This window comes from Polaribacter sp. Asnod6-C07 (assembly GCF_045063625.1).
GTDB lineage: Bacteria > Bacteroidota > Bacteroidia > Flavobacteriales > Flavobacteriaceae > Polaribacter > Polaribacter vadi_A.
This window is the reverse complement of the sequence record NZ_JBEFOF010000005.1, coordinates 2,554,053-2,577,907: the sequence shown is the minus strand read 5'-3', so window position 1 is coordinate 2,577,907 and position 23,855 is coordinate 2,554,053. Positions and strand designations below refer to the sequence as shown.

The 23,855-nt window shown below is 28.3% G+C and carries 18 protein-coding genes; 12 read left to right on the top strand and 6 right to left on the bottom strand.

The genetic code is table 11. The features are described 5' to 3' along the window. Nucleotides 1-4 precede the first annotated feature (4 nt). Both ACJJVK_RS11040 and ACJJVK_RS11035 read right to left on the bottom strand, forming a co-directional pair. Nucleotides 5-1,054, bottom strand: a complete 1,050-nt coding sequence (locus ACJJVK_RS11040; protein ID WP_405565982.1) for a pentapeptide repeat-containing protein — start codon at nucleotides 1,052-1,054, stop codon at nucleotides 5-7. 26 nt (nucleotides 1,055-1,080) lie between these two features. Beyond that, nucleotides 1,081-1,605: a YkgJ family cysteine cluster protein gene (locus ACJJVK_RS11035; RefSeq protein WP_405565980.1), complete on the bottom strand. Its 525-nt coding sequence runs from the start codon at nucleotides 1,603-1,605 to the stop codon at nucleotides 1,081-1,083. A gap of 76 nt (nucleotides 1,606-1,681) precedes the next feature. On the opposite strand from ACJJVK_RS11035, the gene argS reads away from it, so the two are divergent. From argS to ACJJVK_RS10980, 11 genes are all read left to right on the top strand, one after another. Then, the gene (gene argS / locus ACJJVK_RS11030) at nucleotides 1,682-3,457 is read left to right on the top strand and encodes an arginine--tRNA ligase (protein WP_405565979.1); all 1,776 of its coding nucleotides are present in this window, start codon (nucleotides 1,682-1,684) and stop codon (nucleotides 3,455-3,457) included. A gap of 10 nt (nucleotides 3,458-3,467) precedes the next feature. After that, on the top strand, nucleotides 3,468-4,094 hold the full coding sequence (locus tag ACJJVK_RS11025) for a hypothetical protein (protein ID WP_405565977.1): 627 nt from the start codon (nucleotides 3,468-3,470) through the stop codon (nucleotides 4,092-4,094). A gap of 166 nt (nucleotides 4,095-4,260) precedes the next feature. Next, nucleotides 4,261-5,649 carry a dihydrolipoyl dehydrogenase gene (gene lpdA, locus ACJJVK_RS11020; protein WP_405565975.1) on the top strand — a complete coding sequence of 463 codons (1,389 nt, stop codon included), beginning with the start codon at nucleotides 4,261-4,263 and terminating at the stop codon, nucleotides 5,647-5,649. A gap of 197 nt (nucleotides 5,650-5,846) precedes the next feature. Beyond that, a complete protein-coding gene (locus ACJJVK_RS11015; protein ID WP_405565973.1) occupies nucleotides 5,847-6,890 on the top strand; it encodes a HEAT repeat domain-containing protein in 1,044 nt (347 codons plus the stop codon). Continuing rightward, nucleotides 6,891-8,456 (top strand): glycosyltransferase, encoded by a 1,566-nt coding sequence (locus tag ACJJVK_RS11010; RefSeq protein WP_252726743.1) that lies wholly within the window; start codon nucleotides 6,891-6,893, stop codon nucleotides 8,454-8,456. Nucleotides 8,457-8,473: 17 nt separating this feature from the next. Beyond that, nucleotides 8,474-11,356 carry a tetratricopeptide repeat protein gene (locus tag ACJJVK_RS11005; protein WP_405565971.1) on the top strand — a complete coding sequence of 961 codons (2,883 nt, stop codon included), beginning with the start codon at nucleotides 8,474-8,476 and terminating at the stop codon, nucleotides 11,354-11,356. A 95-nt stretch (nucleotides 11,357-11,451) separates the two neighbouring features. Further along, nucleotides 11,452-13,551 carry a DUF4838 domain-containing protein gene (locus ACJJVK_RS11000; protein ID WP_405565970.1) on the top strand — a complete coding sequence of 700 codons (2,100 nt, stop codon included), beginning with the start codon at nucleotides 11,452-11,454 and terminating at the stop codon, nucleotides 13,549-13,551. A gap of 21 nt (nucleotides 13,552-13,572) precedes the next feature. Next, nucleotides 13,573-14,097, top strand: coding sequence for a DUF1573 domain-containing protein (locus tag ACJJVK_RS10995; RefSeq protein ID WP_405565968.1), 525 nt, complete (start codon nucleotides 13,573-13,575; stop codon nucleotides 14,095-14,097). Between the two features lie 25 nt (nucleotides 14,098-14,122). Further along, entirely contained in the window at nucleotides 14,123-14,497 is a 375-nt protein-coding gene (locus tag ACJJVK_RS10990; protein ID WP_405565967.1) for a LysM peptidoglycan-binding domain-containing protein, read from the top strand. Nucleotides 14,498-14,563: 66 nt separating this feature from the next. After that, complete coding sequence (locus tag ACJJVK_RS10985) at nucleotides 14,564-14,845, top strand: hypothetical protein (protein WP_405565966.1); 282 nt, start codon at nucleotides 14,564-14,566, stop codon at nucleotides 14,843-14,845. Nucleotides 14,846-14,849: 4 nt separating this feature from the next. Continuing rightward, nucleotides 14,850-15,452: a hypothetical protein gene (locus ACJJVK_RS10980; protein WP_405565964.1), complete on the top strand. Its 603-nt coding sequence runs from the start codon at nucleotides 14,850-14,852 to the stop codon at nucleotides 15,450-15,452. A gap of 18 nt (nucleotides 15,453-15,470) precedes the next feature. On the opposite strand, the gene rlmF is transcribed toward ACJJVK_RS10980, so the two are convergent. Together rlmF and bshC are read right to left on the bottom strand one after the other, a co-directional pair. Then, nucleotides 15,471-16,325, bottom strand: coding sequence for a 23S rRNA (adenine(1618)-N(6))-methyltransferase RlmF (rlmF, locus tag ACJJVK_RS10975; protein ID WP_405565963.1), 855 nt, complete (start codon nucleotides 16,323-16,325; stop codon nucleotides 15,471-15,473). Continuing rightward, complete coding sequence (gene bshC, locus ACJJVK_RS10970) at nucleotides 16,325-17,917, bottom strand: bacillithiol biosynthesis cysteine-adding enzyme BshC (RefSeq protein WP_405565961.1); 1,593 nt, start codon at nucleotides 17,915-17,917, stop codon at nucleotides 16,325-16,327. The genes rlmF and bshC overlap by 1 nt, the downstream gene beginning before the upstream one ends. A gap of 202 nt (nucleotides 17,918-18,119) precedes the next feature. On the opposite strand from bshC, the gene ACJJVK_RS10965 reads away from it, so the two are divergent. Further along, complete coding sequence (locus tag ACJJVK_RS10965; protein WP_405565959.1) at nucleotides 18,120-20,606, top strand: M14 family metallopeptidase; 2,487 nt, start codon at nucleotides 18,120-18,122, stop codon at nucleotides 20,604-20,606. 74 nt (nucleotides 20,607-20,680) lie between these two features. Here the strand turns inward: ACJJVK_RS10965 and rimO are convergent, their stop codons facing one another. Then, nucleotides 20,681-22,033 (bottom strand): 30S ribosomal protein S12 methylthiotransferase RimO, encoded by a 1,353-nt coding sequence (rimO, locus tag ACJJVK_RS10960; RefSeq protein ID WP_405565958.1) that lies wholly within the window; start codon nucleotides 22,031-22,033, stop codon nucleotides 20,681-20,683. A gap of 125 nt (nucleotides 22,034-22,158) precedes the next feature. After that, nucleotides 22,159-23,799 carry an amidase family protein gene (locus ACJJVK_RS10955; RefSeq protein ID WP_405565956.1) on the bottom strand — a complete coding sequence of 547 codons (1,641 nt, stop codon included), beginning with the start codon at nucleotides 23,797-23,799 and terminating at the stop codon, nucleotides 22,159-22,161. Between the last annotated feature and the right edge of the window lie 56 nt (nucleotides 23,800-23,855).

Genomic DNA, 23,855 nt, shown 5'->3' with positions numbered 1-23,855 from the left:
ATATCTACCTACTCAAAACAGTTGCCACTTTTTTATCAAAAACTTTTGAATACACACTATCAACTTTATATTTTTCATAAAGCGTTTCTGCTCCTTTTAGTTTTAAATCATCTTTTATATAAGTTAACCAATTTAAACTATCAACCACTGCACTATCTAAAACAGCATTTGTAAAATTGGCTTTATTTAACTTTGTTTTTAATAAAATAGCACTAGAAAGGTTGCTGTTTTTTAAAACAGCATTACTTAAATTAGCATATCCCAAATCTGCATTTTTTAAGTTGGCATTTTCAAAAATTGCTCTTCTAGCATCTATATTTACCAAAATTGCATCAGATAAATCTGCATCTTTTAAATTAATCCCTCTTAAAATAACGTTATATAAATTTGCGCCTTTAAGTTCTGCCTGAGTAAAATCGCTTTCTTGCAAAATTTGGTCTTCAAAAAAAGCAGGATTCAAATCGCTTTTGCACAAAGTAATTAACAACTGTCCTCTTTCTGGGCTTATTGAATTTACAATTAAAGCATCATCTACCAAATACCTGTAAGGTTTCATTGCTCTGCTTAAACCCACAATTCTACTCACTAAAGTTTTTGATAGTTTCTTGTTTTTTTTGGTTTCAAGTTCAGTATTAATATCACTTAAAATATCGCCCATAATAAACATTTGAGCCGATCTTCTTGAAGCTTCAGCCAAATGAGTTTGCTCTTGAATTTTTCTGTTTTGTTTTTTTAATAAACTATTTTGATAAATCATTAAAGTAGTAGGCAACAATGCAAATAACAACGCCACTACTCCAATCCTTGTTAACCTTCTAATAATGCTGGCTATTAAATCTGACGTAGTTTGTAATGAAATTCTTTTCTGCTCATTAAATTCTTGAATGGAATTATAAATACTCGTTTTTAGCTTTTTACCAGCCATAAAAGTAGTTGTAAATTTTACAAAAAATTGCCATCGTTTCTTTTTAGATGGTTTTGATTTTTCTAGTTTTGCTAAGCGTTCTTTTAAGATTAAATTTTCTCTTTCTAGCTCTTTAATTTTATCAGACATAGTTCACTTATTAAAAATTTTACAAACTATTTTCTTCTCTTTTTCTCATTATATTCGTAAGGTATACGCTGTTTTAAAGCTTCTACAATGTTATAAGTTGCAGGACAAATAAAAGTATTTGCAATGGTTAAATCTGTAATTTGAATAAATTTACGTCTGTCTGTATGCGGATATTCTGCACACGCTTTTGGTCTTACATCATAAATAAAACATGAATTATCAGATTCGTCCAAAAAAGAACAAGGAGAAGTTTTTAACACCATAAAATCATCTGAATCTCTTTCTAGATAGATCTTAATAAAATCTGCAACTTTCATTTTTAAATACTTAGAAATACGCTCAATATCTTTATCAGTAAAAATAGGACTCGTTGTTTTACAACAATTTCCACAATCTAAACAATCTGTTTTTTTGAATTCTTTATTATGTAAATCTTGTACAACAACATCTAAATCTCTAGGTGTTCTTTTTCTTAAATTTGTAAAATATTTTTTATTTTCTTTTAAAGCTTCTTGAGCCAATTTTGGCAATTGTTCTAACCGTTTTTGCATCCACGAAAAATACAATTAATTCTACAAAAATATATGCTAAAATTATGTAAATTTGCATTTCAATTTTTCGACAAAAATGAACATACAAAACACTATAGAAACCAAAGTAAAAGAAGGTTTTTTAGCTTTATATAATACAGAAATACCAACAGTAGAATTCCAAGCCACTCGTAAAGAGTTTCAAGGCGATATTACAGTTGTTGTTTTCCCTATGTTAAGATACAAAAAAGGAAATCCTGTTCAAATTGGTGAAGAATTAGGAAAGTATGTAGTTGAAAACGTAACTGAAATTACAAATTACAATGTGGTAAAAGGTTTTTTAAATCTGGTTATTGATGATAGTTATTACACAAATTTTTTCAATACAATTTACGATAATTCAACTTATGGTTTTGTATCGCCAAAGGCGGATGAAAAAGCAGTAATGGTAGAATATTCATCACCTAACACCAACAAACCACTACATTTAGGACACGTTCGTAATAATCTACTTGGGTATTCTGTAGCAGAAATTATAAAAGCAGCTGGTAAAAAAGTTTATAAAACTCAAATTATAAACGACAGAGGTATACATATTTGTAAATCGATGTTGGCTTGGCAGAAATTCGGAAAAGGAGAAACTCCAGAATCTACAGGTTTAAAAGGCGATAAATTGGTTGGTAATTATTACGTAAAATTCGACCAAGAATATAAAAAAGAAATATCGCAATTAATTTCTGAAGGAAAAACCGAAGATGAAGCAAAAAAAGAAGCTCCCCTTTTAGTAGAAGCACAACAAATGCTTTTAAAATGGGAAGCTGGAGATGAAAAAACAGTTGCTCTTTGGAAAGAAATGAACTCATGGGTTTACACTGGTTTTGACATCACTTACAAAAACATGGGTGTAGATTTTGACAATTTATATTATGAAAGCAACACTTATATATTAGGTAAAGATGTTGTTGCACAAGGTTTAGAAAAAGGTGTTTTTTACAGAAAAGAAGATGGTTCTGTTTGGTGCGATTTAACTGATGATGGTTTAGATGAAAAAATTGTTTTAAGATCTGATGGAACTGCTGTTTATATGACTCAAGATATTGGTACTGCCATACAACGTGTAAAAGATTATGCAGATGTAGGAGGAATGGTATATACTGTTGGTAATGAGCAAGATTATCATTTTCAAGTTTTATTTTTAATCTTAAAAAAACTAGGTTTTGATTGGGCAAAACAATTGCATCATTTAAGTTATGGAATGGTAGATTTACCTTCAGGAAAAATGAAATCTAGAGAAGGAACTGTTGTAGATGCAGATGATTTAATGGTAGAAATGACAACAACTGCACAAGATATTTCTGAAGAATTAGGCAAATTAGATGGTTATTCTGATGATGAAAAAAATGAGTTGTATAAAACTATTGGTTTAGGTGCTTTAAAATATTTTATTTTAAAAGTAGATCCTAAAAAAAGAATATTGTTCGACCCAAAATCTTCTGTAGATTTTCAAGGAAACACAGGGCCTTTTATACAATATACTTACGCTAGAATTCAATCAATAATTAGAAAAGCAAACTTTGATTATTCAAAACCAGTTACTATTGATTTGCACGAAAAAGAGAAAGAATTATTAAAACAATTAGAATTATTTCCTGAAACTGTACAGCAAGCTGCAGCAAATTATTCGCCAGCAGTTATTGCAAACTACACGTATGATTTGGTTAAAGAATTCAACTCTTTTTATCAAAATGTATCTATCCTTGGAGAAGAGCATCAAGATAAAAAAATATTTAGAGTACAGTTGGCAAAAAAAGTAGCAGATACAATAAAACAATCATTTTCATTATTAGGAATAAAGGTTCCTGAGAGAATGTAAAAAATAAGTTATGACGAAGAAATTTACAATCTTTTTAATTTTTATCTCTTTAAGTATATCCTCACAATCCTTTTTTAACACCTATAAAAAAGGAACTTTACATATGAGAGATGGTTCAGATTTAAGGGGTTTATTAAAACTTACCAGTGGAAACAAAATAAAATTTAAAAAAACAAAAAAAGACAAGAAACAAACTTTTGACTATAAAGAAGTTAGTCGAGTAAAATTCCTTTTTGAAGAAGAATTTCTTTATAAAATAAGTATCAAAACCAAAAGACACCTACTAATTAAAAGAGTAGTTAAAGGTAAATTGAATTTATATTCATTAATAAGTTATAATACAGGTTTGTCAATGGGAAATCCTGGATCACCTGTTATAGGAGCAGGTACAAAAACTATTTATTATGTAGGAAAACAAAACTCTGATTATATAGAAGTACTCCCTAGCATAGATGAAAAAAAATTTATTAAAACTCTATCAAAACAAACTTCTGATTGTCAAGAGTTCTTAAATATGATAAAAGATAAAGAGAATATCGAATATTTTTTCGAGAAAAAAATAAGTGAAAGAGATTTTACAAATAAAGACTCAAGGTTAATAGATATGATTACTTACTATAATTCTCATTGTAATTAAAAAATTAGCATTAATAAAGTAAAATAAATCTAAAGTTAGTAAATTAGCACGCGTTAAGGGTTGAACAATCTGATTGAGCTCTTTTTTATTCTTTTTCTAAATAAAAAAAGCGAGTAGTGAAAGCCTGTTAAAACGCCCAAAAAGAACAAGATAAACAATTACATTTATGAAATACGACATCATTATTATCGGAAGTGGACCTGGAGGTTATGTAACAGGAATTAGAGCATCTCAATTAGGCTTTAAAGTTGCAATTGTAGAAAAAGAATCTTTAGGTGGTATATGTTTAAACTGGGGATGTATCCCAACAAAAGCATTATTAAAATCTGCTCAAGTTTATGATTATTTAAAGCATGTTGATGAATATGGTTTAAAAGTAGAAGCTTTTGATAAGGATTTTGATGCCGTAATTAAACGTAGTAGAGGTGTTGCAGAAGGAATGAGCAAAGGTGTTGCTTTCTTAATGAAGAAAAACAAAATCGACATTATTGACGGTTTTGGAAAAATTAAAACTGGTAAAAAAGTAGATGTTACTGCTGCAGATGGTACAGTTACAGAATATGCTGCTAATAATATTATTATTGCAACAGGTGCACGTTCTAGAGAATTACCAAACTTACCACAAGATGGTAAAAAAGTTATTGGTTACAGACAAGCAATGACCTTACCAACACAACCAAAATCTATGATTGTTGTAGGTTCTGGAGCAATTGGTGTAGAATTCGCACATTTTTATAACTCAATGGGAACAGATGTTACTATTGTAGAATTTATGCCAAATGTTGTTCCTGTAGAAGATATCGATATTTCTAAACAGTTCGAACGCTCTATTAAAAAAGCTGGTATTAAAGTTATGACAAACTCTTCTGTAGAGTCTGTTGATACTTCTGGTGAAGGAGTTGTTGCAACTGTTAAAACTAAAAAAGGAGAAGAAACTTTAAAAGCAGACATTTTATTATCTGCAGTTGGAATTAAATCTAACATCGAAAACATTGGTTTAGAAGATGTAGGTATTATTGTTGATAGAGATAAAATCTTAGTAAACGATTATTACCAAACAAACATACCTGGCTATTATGCTATTGGTGATGTTGTTCCTGGCCAAGCTTTAGCACATGTTGCTTCTGCAGAAGGTATTACTTGTGTAGAAAAATTAGCTGGTTTACATACAGAAAAAATAGACTATGGTAATGTACCTGGTTGTACTTATGCAACACCAGAAATTGCATCTGTTGGTTTAACTGAAGCCAAAGCTAAAGAAGCTGGTTATGAGTTAAAAGTTGGTAAATTCCCTTTCTCTGCCTCTGGTAAAGCAAAAGCTGCTGGAACTCCAGATGGATTTGTAAAAGTAATTTTTGATGCAAAATACGGAGAATGGTTAGGTTGTCATATGATTGGTGCTGGAGTTACAGATATGATTGCAGAAGCAGTTTTAGGACGTAAGTTAGAAACTACTGGTCATGAAGTGTTAAAAACAATACATCCTCACCCAACAATGAGTGAAGCTGTTATGGAAGCAGTTGCAGATGCTTATGATGAAGTTATTCACCTATAAAGTATGTTAATTCAAAGAAAAAATATTATTAAGGTATAAATTTAGTTACTTTTGTACCAGTTACATTAAATAAATATCCCCCACTTAAACGACTAATAAAAACATAATACAAGATGGGTTTCGTTGAGTGGCTACTTTCTTTTATCTATAAGATAAAAACATTTCCTCTAATTATACAGATAACTATTGTATTAACAATGGCATTTATAGTTGCTACGTTAGCTCTTATGATAACTATCTATACAATTAGAAGAAGACATAATAGATTACAGAAAACACTAAAAAATAGTGTACCTGAAATCGTTAAATTATTTGAAGATATTTTATTCACAGAAAAAAATTATTCTGAACAAGAAATCTTTACCAAATTTGAAGATATTGTAGAAGAGGTTAATAAAGAATCTTTAGATATTGGAGTTGGTGTTTTAGTAGATTTTAAAAATGATAATAGAGATTCTGAAAAATATCCTTTAATAATTAGTGCATTAGGTATTGTAGAACATTTAGAATCTAAATTTGACTCTCGTTCTAACAGTGAAAAAATTGATGCATTTCAAGAAGCTTTTGTATTAGATTTAAATAAATTTGATTCTAAAGTATTAAGATACGCCTACAGTAAAAATAAATTAATTCGTAGTGAAGCTAGAAACTCTTACCTAGCTTTAAGTACTAATGATCCATATCGATTTTTTGATGAATTTGATCGAGACTTAAGTAAATGGGATCAGATTGAATTAATGCAATATTTAGAACTACAAAAAGAAAGAGGAAATCTAGAAGGATTAGGAAAATGGATTAACTATTCTAAAAATGATTCATTAGTAGTTTTCTTAATTAAAATGGTTGGTTTCTTTAAACAAAAAGGGATTAACGAAATTTTAATAGAAAAATTAGAAGACGATAACGAACTAGTAAGAGCTGAAGCAATTACAACTTTAGGAGAACTAAACATCTCTGAAACAGAACAAGAATTAATTGATAGATATTATACAGAGCCCGAAATTTGTCAGGTAGCAATTGTAAAAACAATTAGAAAATTTAATACAGGAAAATCACTTAAATTCTTACAAGAAATCTTCTCAGACTCTAATAATACAGATACTAAAAAGATTATTGCAGAAGCTATATTAAACTATAGTTACGAAGGAAAGATTGCTTTTCAAAATTTAAAAAACACATTAAAAGGGTTTGATCTTATCATTTTACAACACGTAGAAACACCCTTAATAAAATACAAATAAATGTTTGAAATTTTTGTAAAAATATACGAGTATTTTATATTTTTCTATGCAACTTCATTAATTTTAAGTTACATAGTATTAGCCATATTTTCTTTTATCGCTATTAATAAATATAAAAGTTATAATACAGATATTGATGATGAAGAATTATTAGCTTCTCATCTAGCACCTGGTATTTCCGTAATTGCACCTGCTTATAATGAGGAGAAAACAATTATTGTAAATGTAAAATCTTTACTTACATTAAACTATCCTCTTTTTGAGGTAATTATTGTAAACGATGGTAGTAAAGATGATACCTTAAAATTATTAATTGAAGAATTCGATTTAATTGAAGCTCCTTTTGCATATGTAGAAAAAATTAAAACAAAGCCATATAAAAGAACATTTAAATCTCAAAACCCTAAGTACGACATTTTAACTATAATTGATAAAGAAAATGGTGGTACTAAAGCAGATGCTTTTAATGCGGGTTTAAACGCTTCAGTTTTTCCATACTATTTAAATACTGATGTAGATTGTATTTTGGCAAGAAATACACTTACAAAAATGATTAAGCCAATCTTAAGTTCTAAAACAACTGTAATTGCTGTTGGTGCAACATTAAGAATGTCTAATAACTGTGAGATTGAAGAAGGAATTATTACAAGAGTAAGACCACCTAAAGCACTTATACCTCGTTTTCAAGAACTAGAATACATTAGATCTTATTTATTAGGAAAAATGGGTTGGGAATTAATAAACTCTGTACCTAATGTTTCTGGTGGATTAGGAATGTTTGATAAAGATATAGCTATTAAAGCTGGGGGTTATGGAGCAGATTCTCATGCAGAAGATATGGATATGATGACAAGAATGGCTGCTCATATGATGAATAACAGACTTGATTATAAAATTGGTTATATACCTCTTTCTTGTTGTTGGACAGAAGGACCACCAAATATTCAAATTTTAGGTAGACAACGTACAAGATGGGCCAGTGGATTATTTCAAATGTTTAGTGAACACAGAAAAATTCTATTCAATCCAAACTATAAAAGATTAGGTTTAATTACTTTTCCGTACATTTTTATTTTTGAGTTTTTAGCGCCAATTATAGAAGCGTTTGGTATCTTATTCTCAATATTCCTATTATTTTATGGATATGTAAACTGGAACTTTGCACCATTAATCTTATTGTATTCTTACACATTTGCCATAATGATTTCTTCAATTGTAATTATTTGGGATCAAATGACATTTAAATATTACAACACAACTAGAGAGGTATTAACACTGTTTCTAACAGCATTTATTGAGCCATTCATTTATCACCCAATGATTATGTTTTTCTCTTTAAAAGGATATTTCAGTTACGTAACTTCTAGAGAACTTGCTTGGGGAACAATGACAAGAAAAGGATTTGATAATGAAGATGACAAAAAGAAAAAATCTGACAGTAATACTGGAAGCAATAATGATGGTGGAGATAGCTCTGGAAATGCTGGAGGTAAAAAACAAAGTATTTTTGAAAAACTAAAGAAAGGAAAAAGCTCAAACTCAGATTTTGAGCCTATTAAAACATAAATTACCATATAATTATTATGAAAATTAATAAGTCAATTTTATTATTAATTGTGGCACTCATCTCACAATTAAATATATCTTCTCAAGAAGTATATGATTCTTCGGATTTATATTTTGAGGAGGCCAAAAGAGATATTGCTGAACAAAACTTTACTAGAGCAGCAAAAATGAGCTGGAGAGGGTTACAATTAGCTCCAGAAGATTTAGATTTAAAAACACTTTTAGGTAAAGCTCAAATGCAATTGGGTAGATATGATACTGCAAGATATGTTTTAAAACAAGTTTACGATAGAAGAAGAAAAGATATTGATGTTTTAGGTTTTTTAGTAAGTATAGAACAAACTACAAAAAGATATTCTGATGCAATTTGTTTTGTAAATGAGCTTTTAGAAATTACACCTTACAGTAGAGGTTGGTGGCGTAGAAAAATAGTTATTTATAAAGAAATGGGTAACTATGAAGAAGCAGAAAGAGCTTTAAAAAGATTGTATCAAATCTATCCAGATGATACAGAAATACAAAACGACTATAACTACATAATGCTTAATGATGGTAATAGTGCTGTAGAAAATAGAAGGTATGATGATGCAAACCAAGTTTATAAAACAGTTATAGATAATGATCCATCAAACAAACAAGCATACATAGGTATCATTAGAAATGAGTTATTAAAAGGAGATCCTGAAATTGCCTTACAATACACAAACAGAGCATTATTAGAACTACGTGAAGATTCAGAATTAATTGAAAAGAAAATTGGTTTATTAGAAGAATTAGGAAGACATGAAGAAGCTATTGTTTATATAAAAACAGAGGTAGATAAAGCCAAATTTCCAACAATACATTCTGAAACATTACCTTATTTAATGCAGCAATCTGCTAATTTTAATGAATATAATGATTCTTATGAAATTCAGAAAAAATTATTAGATCTTAATGGTAATTCAGAGTCACAAACTTATGTAATTAACAATGCATTAGGTAAAGGTTATGATGTAGATGCTGAATATTTTCTTAAAAAAGGAATAAAAAGAAGTCCGAATAACAAAAAGCTTTTAGTACAATTAAAAGAGTTATACAGACCTATAAAAGATAAAGATCGTTTTGAAAGAGAAGTATTAATACTTCACGAAAAATACCCAAATGATGCTGATATAACTTACGATTATAATTTAGTAATGTATGGTAGAGCAAAAACTTTAGTAGAAAACAGACAATTTGATGAAGCTTTACCAATTTTTGAAGACTTAGTATCATCACCAGATTTTCAAAAAGAAGCTGAACAACAAATTTTCGGAATCTATTTAGCTTTACAAAAGTATGATGAAGCTACAGATCAAATTGATAAATTGATTGGTTTAGAACCAGATAATCCTGATTATTTAGTTAGAAAATCTACATTATATCAAGAAATGGAATTATTTGAAGATGCTCTAGAAATAACTAGAGGATTGGAACAACAATATCCTTTAGAAGAAAAATACCCAAGAATTTACGTTACACAAACAGAAGCTTATGCAACTTATTTAATGAGAGAGCAAAGGTTTAGAGCTGTTTTACCTGTTGTAGAAGATGGCCTTACAAGAGAAAACAATAACAAAAGATTGTTAGAAATTGCCATAAATGCTTCTTCTGCAATTCCTGATTATGAAAAAGGAGTTAACTATAGTAAAAGTGCTTTAAGTTTTTACCCAAATAACAAAAATTTTAAATTAAAGTTATCTAACTTATTAGCTCAAAATAATCAATATGATGATGCTATAAATGTTTTAGATTCTTTAAAAACCGTTTACAAATACGATAGAAAAATTAAAAATTCTTTAGCGGAAGTATTATGGTTTAGAGGAAAAAATAAAGAAGAAGAAGGTTTAATAGATGAAGCAATAGAAGACTACAGAATATCTGATTCTTTAAATTCTACAGAAGATTATGCTTTACAAAGAATGATAAACTTATACATTCAAGAAAAGCCAAATGAAGATGCATTAGAGATTGTTAATGAAAAATTAGAACAATACCCTAATGATAATTTCTTAAAATATAAAAAAGGTATTGTTTTTGAATTAATGGAACAATACGACTCTGCTTACTATTACCAAAGTTTTAGACAAATTGATGACCCTTTTGAAAGAAATGAATGGAATAATGCTTTAGAAGTATTAAAAGCAGCTAAGCTTAAAAATAAATTAGCAGCAACTTATACGCAAGCTTCATCAGATTCTACTGCATTTAGTACATCTTTAGCTAGTTTAGGTTATAGCCATAAGTATGATGAGAAAAATACATTTGGTGCAGACTTAAATTATGCTGCAAGAAGATCTGGAGTTGGTGTACAAGGAGGTGTAAATTATTCAAGAGTCTTTACTCCTACTCTATATGCAGATGTTGGTGTATTATTAGGATCGAAATTTTTCCCTAAATTTATCTTATATGGTAATGCATACAAAGGTCTAGACAATGGTTATGAAGCTCAAGCAGGCCTTCGTTTTTCTCGATTACAAAACGATATAAACTTTTTAAGTTTAAACTTAGGTCTTTCTAAAACCTGGGAAGACATTTGGGTTAGTGCTAAAGGAATATTGATGAGAGACGATCAATTCAACTATTTTAATTTTGCTGCACAAACACGAATAAATGTAAATGCCAGGCAAGATTATGTTAGTTTTATAGTCTCCTTTGGTAGTGCGCCTTTTAACGATCAATTAGCAGAAGGTGAAACTGCTTTCTTAGATTTTTCTAATGTTTTAGTTGGGGCTGGTTATGGTTATAATATATCACCTAAAACTTTGTTATTAGTAAACGGATCTTGGATTAACTTTAAAAGTCCTGTAACAGATAGTACTGCTTTGGCATATATTAATCAATATAATTTATCAGTATCTATAATTACAAGATTCTAATAACTTTTTATTCCCCAAATATTATGTTTAAAAAATACATATTAATTTTTATATTTTTTTTAAGCTTATCATCTTGTGCTCAAAACAAAATAACATTGTTTTCTAAAGAAAATAAAATATCACCAAAAATAAGTATCCCTTTAACTGCTGATATTTTAGTGAGTAATGCTGCAGAAGATTTTAATAAAAAATTTAAAACAGTTACAGGCACAACTTTAAAAATAGAAAGAAGTAATAGTTTAAATAAAAATTACAATTATATTTTACTGAGAATCAACCCTACTCAGAAAGATAATTTTTGTATGTATAGAAAAGGTAGAAATATTACTCTACAGGGGTCTAATGCACAGAATTTAATGTATGCAATTAGCGATTTTTTTAAAAGATATACTAATTTAAATTACAATGAATTAAATAAACCAAAAGAAGATTTTACATCAGAAATAGATATCCCTGAAAAGTTTAGTAATTGTTCTTCGCCCGAATTTGAATACAGAGAACCTTATTATGCTACTAACAATGATACAGAGTTTAGAGCATGGAACAAAACAAGTTCTCTTGAATTAGAATGGGGAATTTGGGGACATAATTTACCTAAACTTCTTAAAAACTATAATTTACCAGAATCAGTTTATGCTAAAGTAGGTAGTGTAAGAACTAAAAAACAGTTCTGTTTTACAAGTGATAGTTTATATAAATATGTAAATGAAAACGTAAAAAGAATTTTTGATAGCGATCATGCTTTTAATAAATACATGATTCTACCTAATGACAACAGTATTGTATGTACCTGTAGTACTTGTAAAGCAGTTGGTAATACATCACAAGATGCAGCTCCTGCAGTATTTACATTTTTAAACAAATTAGCTAAAGACAATAGTAGAGCTACATTTTTTACAACAGCATATATAACTGTAAAAGATATTCCTAAATTTAAAGCTGAAGAGAATACAGGTATTTTTTACAGCACTATTGATGTACAAAAAGGAATCCCTTTAGAAAACACAAAGAAATTTAAAGATTTTGAAAACAAAATTAAGAAATGGAGCGATTATTTAGATAATGTATACATCTGGGATTATACCGTAAATTATGATAATTATTTTGATGTTTACCCTATTTTAAAAGTTACACAACAGAATTTAAAACTCTATAAAAAATTAGGTATTAATGGTGTATTCTTACATGGTAGTGAATATGATTATAGTACTTTTCAAGGATTAAAATCTACAATATTTGCTAAATTATTATGGAAAACTAATATTGATATTGATAAGGAAATTAGCAATTATTTTAATGATAAATATTCTAACAAACTAGCCAGTATTTTAACTAATTATTATACACATATAGACAACTCATTTTTTGCAAGTACTAAAGAATTAAGTATTTATAGTGGTATAGATAAAACTGTAAAAAAATATTTAGACCCTAAAGTTTTTTTTGAATTTTATGACGAATTTAATACCCATACACAAAGTAATAAATACGATAAAGACTATTTAAAATTAGCTACAGCTCTTACTTTTCTTAAATTAGAAATTATGAGAGATTATGGTCTTGGTATTTATGGTTTTGGTATTTTGAACAATGACAAAGAAATTATTGTAAAAAACGAAGCTGGAATTCTTTTAGATAATTTAGCATCATATAGCAGATCTGCAAACCTTAAAACTTATAACGAAAGAAAATATAATATTAGAGATTATATTAATAACTGGCGAAAAACAATTTATAAATATCATAAAAGAAAACATTATTTTTATAAAAAGAAATTCGAGGTTTTATCTAAATTAGATGAAGATTATACAAATACAAAAATATTAAATGATGGTGCTTTTGGTTTAAATGATTATAATACAAATTGGCACATTTCTTCTGTAGATGATTTAATTCTAAAAATTGATAAAGCAGGTATTTCTAAATCTAAAAAAATTACATTTTCTTTTTTACAAGATGTAAAACATCATATTTATTATCCAGGAGTGATAGAAATTTTAGATACAAATAATAACATCATTAAAAAATTAAAAGTAAAAAAAGACGATTCTAATTTAGATATAAAAGAAGTTTCTATAGAACTCCCAACAAAATACGATGATAAGCAACTCCCTGAAAGCTTTATAGTTAAAGTAAAAAAACACAATATTGGTGGTAAAAATACTTTAGCTTGTGATGAAATTATATTTAATTAAAAAAAGATTAAATTTACAACAATGAAAAATTTATTATTACTCTTAGTATTAGCATTAACTATCAGTTCTTGTTCTTTTAGAAAACCTGATATAGAAAATGTTAGAAAAACAAAAATGGAAATTGAAAATCCAGACAGACATTATTATCCAATTTTACGTGGATCTGAACTAACAGCAGAATATAAGCTTTATAATAGAGGTAATGAACCATTAATTATTTATGATGTGCAAGCATCTTGTGGTTGTATAGAAATAGATTTCCCTTCAACATCTATTGGTAAAGATGATTTTGGTTATATTGTTCTAGATTACGATAGTGCAAAAAATATTGGTTACGTAGAGTTTTATGTAACTATAGTTGCCAATACAGAAAAAGACGTTTTTACAACAATTAAATTCGATTTAAATGTAGTAACTTCTCCTCATTATACACAAGATTATGAAGAAATCTACTTAGAAAGAAGAAAAGAAAAATTAGCTGGTGAAGTAGATGGAGACCTTACACAACAAGGTTACTATGTAGATGATGAAAAAACAGTGAGATAAAAAAGTAATTAAAATCAGAAATAAAATGAAAGCAAAATATCAAAGTGTATTAGATCTAGGACAAAAATTAAACATTCAAGATGGTGATGTTAAAGAAGAAAATGGAAAATTAATTGTTAATGGAACTGCAAAAAACCAATATGAGAAAAATCTTATTTGGGATGAAATAAAAAATATTGGTGGAGATAATCCAGAAGATATTATAGCAGATATTAAAGTTGCTGATACTTCTATTTATGCAACGCATACAGTAGAAAAAGGTGAAACTTTAGGAAAAATAGCAAAACACTATTATGGAAAACCAATGAAATACGTTGCTATTTTTGAAGCGAACAAAGACATTTTAAAAAACCCAGATGTAATTCATCCAGGTCAAGAATTGGTAATTCCAAATCTATAATTTTTAAAAAACAGAAAACTAAAACCGAAACAAATTGTTTCGGTTTTTTTATATTTGAAAAAAAGAATGGAGCCAAACAGTTATATGGATAAAAGGAATCAAAAATTCCTTAAATATTGGGAAGAAAAGAGGAAAAACAAAAAAGAGTATACCATAAAAAATAGTGCTGTATTTAGTTTTATTTTTAGTGCATTGTATTGTGTTATTAAATATGGTTTAACAGCAGAAGCTTCTAAAGTATTTCCTATTTGTTTTCTTATGATTTCTGTTATTTACGGACTCTATGTGTATTTTATCGAATTTAATTTGCATGAAAAAAAATATGAAAAATTAAAAAAAGAGCTTTAAAAAATTGATTACTAATAAAAAGAAATTCTACACAGAAATTTTAAAAGCATTGCTTAAACTAATAATTGCAGGTGTTTTAATTGGTGTTTTAAAAAAATACGATTTAATTATTGCTGTACTTTTAATCTTAAAAATTATACATAATATTTATAAAGAAATTATAAAACCAAAAACCGATAAAAACTGGTTGCTATTATCAGGTATGTTATTAACTGGTTTTGGAGGTGTAGTTGGCGAAACTTGGGGAGTTGCAAATGGTTATTGGGAATATCATCAAGTGTCTAGAGAAATCCCATTATGGGTGCCTTTTGCATGGATGTTGGCTTTTCATTACCTCTACAAATTAGAACGAAATATAATACCTTATTTAAAGCATCAAACTCAAAGAAACAAAATTGTTTTAGCAATAATTTTAGCGCTAATTTTACCTGCTTTTGGTGAAGTAATTACAATTCTTTTAGGTGTTTGGACCTATTATTGGCCTTATCAACTATTTGGTGTGCCTTTGTACGCTTTTTTATGTTTGCTATTTGTACACATGCTAGTTTACACCATATTACATTATGCATGTAAAAAATATAAAATTGATGATATTGTGTACAATTAAAATATCAAAAAAAACAATTTAAAATCGCCAACAAACAATTCTAGTTACTTTATTTCCTTGACTTAAAGGAATAATTTTAAACTCTTTTACCCCCAATTTTTCTGATGATTTTTGCAAGCTTTCAACGTTTTCTTTCTTAGAAACCAAACTTGTAAACCATTCACTTTTATCTTTATAAAGTGAACTTTCATATAAATAATTGTGTAAAAATGCTTTTTCACCTCCTACATACCACAATTCATTATTGTTACCAGAAAAATTACGGATTGCATTATTCCCTAAATTTCTAGATTTTCTTCTATTTGCTCCTCTAGCTTCTTCTGCAGATTTATAAAAAGGCGGATTACACATTGTTGCAAAAAAAGAATCTTCTTCTTCTAAAATATCTTTTAAAATATGTTGCTCATTAAACTGCTGTCTTAACTCAATTTTTGCATCTAAATCATTATCATCAATAATATCTTGTGCAGTATCTAAAGAATCTAAATCGATATCTGTAGCCACAAAATTCCAATTGTATTCTGCAACACCCAAAAGCGGATAAATACAAGTAGCTCCTGTACCAATATCTAAAACTGTTCTATTTTCTTCGGATGAATTTAAGTCAGATAAATGGTGAATATAATCTAATCTACCAGGAATTGGAGGGCATAAGTTATCATCAGGAAAGTCCCAAACAGTAATTTTATCATAAGTAAATAATAAAGCTTTATTAAGCTCTTTTACAGCTTTCGGATTCGAAAAATCAATCGTGATTTTACCAAATCTATTTTTTGTTACAAACTTTGCTAAATCAGGATTTTGCTGAACTAAGTCATCAAAATTATACCCTTTATTAAATTTATTTTTCTGATGAAGGCTTTTCTCTTTCATTATAATTCTAGTATTGTAAATTCTAATTCTAAAGGTTTTAAAATTTGCTTTAAAGCAGTAATAAAACCAGATCCATACTCTAAATAATACTCAGAAAAATTACGTTGACGCTCTTCTAAAGATTGATTTGGTAAAATCTCATTTTGTAATAAAGTAATTCTATCTACTAAATCTTTTTGTCTCTTTTTTTCTGCTTTTAACAAACGTTTTTCTAAATTCTCTAGACCTTTAATTTGTTTTCTTTCTTGTGCATTTACAGCATTTAAAAAAGAAATATCAGTTTTTACTGCAACTTCTTTTAAATCTGAAAACTGTTTTTTTAAAAAGTTAATTTTATCAGCAAAATTAGTTTCTATTGCTGTATTTTCAACTACCTTTTTACTGATTAAATCATATTGATTTAAAAACATTTCTTCTAAAGAAATATCTAATTTAGATAGTTTCTTAGCTTGTTTTTCTGATACTACTTGCACAGAATTACGCAACAATAAAATAGGGAAAGTAACATTTACCTTATTAAAATAATCTTGTAATTCTAACCAATAAGCCATCTCTCCTCCTCCACCAAGATAACAAAGGTTTGGTAAAATTACTTCTTGGTACAAAGGTCTCATTATTACATTTGGCGAAAAAGCCAAAGGGTTTGTATCAACTTCCTTCAGAATTTCATCCTTAGAAAAACTAATATCGGTATTATTTACTTTGTAACAATTATCTTCAAAAATAATGCGTTCCCTAAAATCATCACCTAAATAGAATAAATTAATTTCTCTAGGATTTACTTGAATTTTATAATTTTTATCTAATTCAATAATGGTTTTAGAAACAATATTAAAAGAAGTTTCTTTTTCTAATTCATCTTTTACAAAAGGCGCAAATACTTGTTTTAAGCTTTTATCATCTCCATCAACAATTACCAAACCAAAATCTTTGAATAATTCGTTAGCTATAAAACGAGTAGCATCTGCCAAATTATTATGTTTAATATAACCATCAGAAAAAAGATTTTTTAGATATTTTGCATTTTTAGAATTTCCTAAATGTTCAGAAAAAACTTCGAAAACCTCATCTAAACCTTCTGTAGAAAAACGACCTACTGCTCCACCATCATTTCTGTTCCAAGTTACTTTTTTACCATCAAAATTAAAATAATTGATTTCATCAAAATCGTGATCTTCTGTTGCCATCCAATAAATTGGAATGAAATTTTGTTCTGGAAATTTCTCTGACAATTCTTCTGCTAAATTAATCGTAGAAATAATTTTATACAAAAAATAAAGTGGCCCAGTAAATAAGTTTAGTTGATGACCTGTAGTTATAGTAAACGTGTTTTCTTGCTTTAACAACTCAATATTAGCAGCTGTTTTATCTGATATATCAAAAGAATTATATTGATTTTTTAAAGCATCAGCCAAAACCAATCTTGTTTCTAAAGCAAACGTTTTTCGCTTTTCTTCTATTTGTTTTTGAAAACCATTTATATCTGGAAAATTGTTATAAAATGGATTTATAGTTTTTTTTTGCTCTAAATAATCTAGCATTGTTTTAGAGAAAAAACCGGTTTTTTTAAATGGGATTTGTGTTACTTTCATAATTAAAGCACACAATTTTTACAACAATCAGTTTCTGATGTAGAATTCATAAAATTTACTAAATTTCGATAAAAATACAACTATTTTAAATTCTTCTGAATACAGAAAATCATACTAACAAATTTTTAACGTCTCTAAAATAAATCGTCTTTAAAATAGTGCTTTAAATTCCTTACTTTTGATAAAATTCAAATTCTTATCAATGAAAATTAAAGCACTACTCATTATTTCTATTTTTTCATTTTGTACCCTTTTCTCTCAAGAAATTAAATCTCCACAAGAGTATTTAGGTTACGAAATTGGTTCACGTTTTACAAGACATCATAAAGTTGTTGATTATTTTAAATACATAAGCAACACTTTAAAAAATGTTCAGTTAGAAAAATATGGAGAAACAAACGAACACAGACCTTTATATGTTACCTATATTTCATCGCAAGAAAATATAGATAATTTAGAAACAATTAGAAAAGCAAACCTTTCACAAACTGGTATTTTAAAAGCAGATACAGAGAACAAAAAAGCTATTGTATGGTTAAGTTATAACGTACATGGAAATGAAGCATCTAGCACAGAAGCTTCTATGCTAACTCTATATGAATTAGTTACAACTAAAAAAGCTTGGTTAGAAAACACAGTGGTTATTATAGATCCATGTATAAATCCTGATGGTAGAGACAGGTATGTAAACTGGTATAACCAAGTTCAAAATTCACCTTATAATAGCTCACAAGATTCTAAAGAACACCATGAACCTTGGCCTGGAGGAAGACCTAATCATTATTTATTCGATTTAAATAGAGATTGGGCTTGGGCAACACAAGTAGAAACCCAGCAACGTTTAAAGGTATACAACAAATGGTTGCCTCATGTACATGTAGATTTTCATGAACAAGGTATTAACAGTCCTTATTATTTTGCACCTGCAGCTAAACCTTATCATGAAGATATTACTGATTGGCAAATTGATTTTCAAACACAAATTGGTAAAAACCACGCTTCTTATTTTGATAAAAACAATTGGATGTATTTTACCAAAGAATCTTTCGATTTATTATACCCAAGTTATGGTGACACTTACCCAACTTTTATGGGAGCAATTGGTATGACATACGAACAAGCAGGCCATGGAAGAGCTGGTTTAGGTATTGATAATGATGAAGGTATTGAATTAACTTTAATAGATAGAGCACAACATCATCATACAACTGGTTTATCTACAGTAGAAATTTCTTCTAAAAATGCAGAAAAACTAAATACTGAATTTACAAAATTCTTTGCTGATAAAAGTTTCAAATACAAAAGTTATGTTTTAAAGAACGAAAATTCTGATAAAACACAACGTTTAATTAATTTACTTGATAAGCATGAAATTACGTATGAATTTGCAAATTCTGGAAAAGTAAAAGGATACAATTATGCTACCTTAAAAGAAGAAAGCCTAAATGTAACTACAAGTGATTTGGTTATACACACCAATCAACCAAAAGGAAGAATGGTAAAAGTTTTGTTTGAACCACAAACTAAAATCTTAGATTCTTTAACTTATGATAGTACTGCTTGGGCTTTACCTTATGCACATGGTTTTAATGCTGTAGCTTCTGAAAATACAGTTAGTTCATCAAAAAAAGAAATGAATAATAATGTTTTAAACACTGTAAATACTTCATCTTACGCTTATATTTCTAAATGGAATAGTATTGATGATGCTACTTTTTTAGCACAATTATTAAACGCAGACATTAAAGTTCGTTTTTCTGAAAAAGATTTTTCTTTAGAAGGTAAAAATTACCAAAAAGGTTCTTTAATTATTTTAAGACACGATAATCTTAAAAATGAAAAATTTGATACAAACGTAGTTGCAATTGCCAACAAATTGGGCAGAAAAGTTACACCTGTTTCTACTGGTTTTGTAGATTCTGGTAAAGATTTTGGTTCTGGTAATGTAAAACCAATTTTTAAACAAAGAGTTGCATTGCTCTCTGGTTCTGGAACCTCTTCTTTGTCATTTGGTCAAATTTGGCATTACTTTGAAACCGAATTAAAATACCCAGTTTCTATTTTAGATACTGATTATTTTAGTAGAGTAGATTTTTCTAATTATGATGTAATTATTTTACCTGACGGATATTACAGCAGAGTTTTAAACAAAAGCACTTTAGATAAACTAAAAAGCTGGGTTAGATCTGGTGGAACATTAATTGCATTAAAAAATGCATTAAGTAGTTTTGCTGATAAAGACGGATTTTCTTTAAAATCGAAAAAAAATAAAGGAGATAAAGATAAATCTGATAAAGCAAACCTTATACCTTACGAAGATTTAGAAAGAGAAAGCACAAATAATATAATTATTGGAGCTATTTTTAATAGTAAAGTTGATGCGAGTCATCCTTTAGCATTTGGTTATTCTAATAGTTATTTCTCATTAAAATCTAGTAGCAGAAGTTACGAATACTTAAAAAATGGAGGTAATGTGGCTTACTTTACCAAAGATGCCAAAAACGTAGCTGGTTTTGCAGGAATAAAAGCTTTAGAAAATGTACCTGAATCTTTACTTTTTGGTGAAGACCAAATGGGAAGAGGAAGTATTATTTATATGGTTGATAATCCATTATTTAGAGCTTTTTGGGAAAATGGTAAACTATTTTTTGCTAATGCTGTATTCTTGAGAAACTCAGGTCAATTTTAATAAATTAAAAGGCAAAAAAAAATACCTCAGTAATTTTATATTACTGAGGTATTTTTTTTGATTCTATAAGTTATTTACTTTCTTTTCTGGTTTAAAGAAGTAGGTCTCTCCAATTTCTTAACAGGTGTTCCATATAAATCGTAATCTCCTGCTTCGTGAATTTCTATATCAATAAATTCACCAATTTTTATGTAATGTTCTCTAGCATCAACTAAAACATCATTATCTACATCAGGTGAATCGAATTCTGTACGTCCGTAGAAATATTCTCCATCTTTTCTATCAAACAAACAACGAAAAGTTTTTCCTATTTTTTGCTGATTTAATTCCCAAGAAATTTGAGACTGAACTTCCATAATTTCGTTAACTCTTTTAAACTTAATATCAGCAGGTACATCATCCTCTAAAACATAAGCACCCGTATTTTCTTCGTGCGAATATTCAAAAGCACCTAATCTTTCAAAACGCATCTCTTCTACCCAATCTTTTAATTCTTGAAACATCTCTTCTGTTTCTCCTGGATAACCTACAATTAAAGTAGTTCTAATTGCCATTTCTGGCACAACTTCTCTAAATTTATGGATTAAAGCTGTTGTCTTTTCGTGAGTTGTTCCTCTTTTCATCGATTTTAACAACTCAGAATTAATGTGTTGTAAAGGAATATCTAAATAATTACACACTTTTGGCTCACGTTTCATCACCTCTAAAACATCCATAGGAAAACCTGTAGGGAAAGCATAATGCATTCTAATCCATTCAATTCCTTCTACTTTTGCAAGTGCTTCTAATAATTGTGCTAAAGCTCTTTTTTTATAGATATCTAAACCATAATAGGTTAAATCTTGGGCAATCAACATAATTTCTTTAATTCCTTTTTCTGCTAACTTTTCTGCTTCAGTAACAATATCTTCTATTGGAGTTGAAACATGTTTTCCTCTCATTAAAGGAATTGCGCAAAAAGAACAAGGTCTATCACAACCTTCTGCAATTTTTAAATATGCATAATGTTTTGGAGTTGTTGTTAAACGTTCTCCAATTAATTCGTGCTTATAATCTGCTTCTAATGCTTGTAACAAATTTGGTAAATCGTGTGTACCAAAATACTGATCTACGTTTGTAATTTCGTTTTCTAAATCTGGTTTATAACGCTCGCTTAAACATCCAGAAACAAAAACTTTATCAATTTCACCAGCTTCTTTTCTTTGCGCATAATGCAAAATAGTATCAATAGATTCTTCTTTGGCTTTACCTATAAATCCGCAGGTATTAATAACTACAATATTACCATCGTCATTTTCATCTTCATGTACTACATTTTTACCATTAGCTTTTAACTGCCCCATTAAAACTTCACTATCGTAAATGTTTTTAGAACAACCTAAAGTAACAACGTTTATCTTATTTTGTTTGATGGATTTTGTACGCATATTTTTTAACTTTTCGCTTTTCGCTATTGGCTTTTTAGCGGTATAATCTTTAAAATTTATGATTAATTTGAAATCAAATTAAAACGATTGCAAAAATAGTGCTTTTTAAATGATTGCTATTCTTTCTATTGATAGTTTTCTGGGATCTTTCTGGATTTAGTTAATTGCTCAAAAGCGTAACCAACTTCTAATAATTTTCTTTCAGAAAAAGGCTGTCCAATAAAAGTTAAGCTTAAAGGCTCTCCTGTTAATTTGTAACCCATAGGTACTGTTAATGTTGGGTGTAAAGCAACTGCAGCAATACCTGAATGATAATTATTAATCGATAAAATTGCTACTAAATTTTCAGATTTTAAAAACTGTAAATATTTTTCTCCTTCTTTTTTTAAATTACCTTTTACTACTTCTAACTCTTCTAAAGTTGTTGAATCTTTTATAATCCCGTCAAATAACTGTTGCCCATAAGGAGCTCTAATTAAAGAATCTTTTAGATTAAAATCTACAACATTTTTTACATTTTTTATGAAAATAGATTTATCTGCTTGTTGTAATAAATATTTTGGTAAATCATGTTTCATATCTATATTTAATAATGTTCTAAAATCATTAAAAGAAATTTCTGGTGGTGTTATTTCTATAATTTCTGCTCCAGCTTTTTTTAATATTTTGATATTTAAGGCATAAATAGAATCTGATAACAAAGGTTTTAAAACCCCTAACCTTTTTCCTTTAAAATTAATATGAAATCCATTTTGAGAATCCATCCCTTTTGTTTCTTTTGATGCGTTGTCAGTTACATCATAACCTAACATTGCATCCATAAAAATAGCATTATCAATCACTGATTTTGTCATTGGCCCAGGAGTATCTAAAGTTGATGAAATTGGTACTATACCTGTTCTACTTAAAACACCTATAGTAGGTTTTAAACCAACAACAGAATTTAAACTTGATGGTGAAGTAATAGAGCCAGAAGTTTCTGTACCAATTGCTGCAACAGCAAAATTTGCAGCAACTGTAACTCCACTTCCAGAAGAACTTCCCCCAGTTTCAAATACCTTTCTTCCATAAGGATTTAAGGTTTGCCCACCAATTGCAGAATAGCCTAAAGGACAACCAGAACAGAAAAAATAGGCCCATTCACTCAAGTTTACTTTACCCAAAATAATTGCGCCATTTTCTTTTAGCTTTTCAACTATAAAAGCATCTTTTTTTGTGTAATTTCTTTGCAAAGCAATTGCACCTGCTGTTGTTGGCATTTCTTTAGTATTGATATTGTCTTTTAATAAAATTGGCATTCCATACATTGAGTATTGAGATACCTTATCTTTATTTTTGTCTTTAGCTCTAGCTTCTTTTATAACTTCTGGATTTAAAGCGATAATTGAATTTAAAGATAAGGTTGAATCACTTTCGAACTTTCTAATTCTGTATAAATAAAACAGGGTTAGTTTTTCATAACTCAATTTACCTTCCTTTACATTTTTTTGAAGTGATGGAATATCTTGTTCTAAAATTAATGGTTTTAAAGATTGATAATCTTCTTCAGAAAAATAGGCTAAATCATCTTTAAATGGTTTAAAAACTTCATTCATATCTAATACTTTAGACTGAAAAAGCTTAAACTGCATTCTTTTCTTTTCGTGATTTTGCTGTTCAACTAATTGAGCAGTTTCATCATATTTTTTAAAAATAATTAGATCTTGTTTCTCTTTACAAGAAAAAATAGAGAATAGGGTAACAAGTAAAAAAAAGTTATTTTTCATTATATTTATTTTTATAACCAAAGATAACATTTTAAACCTTTCAGCTTACAAGTTGT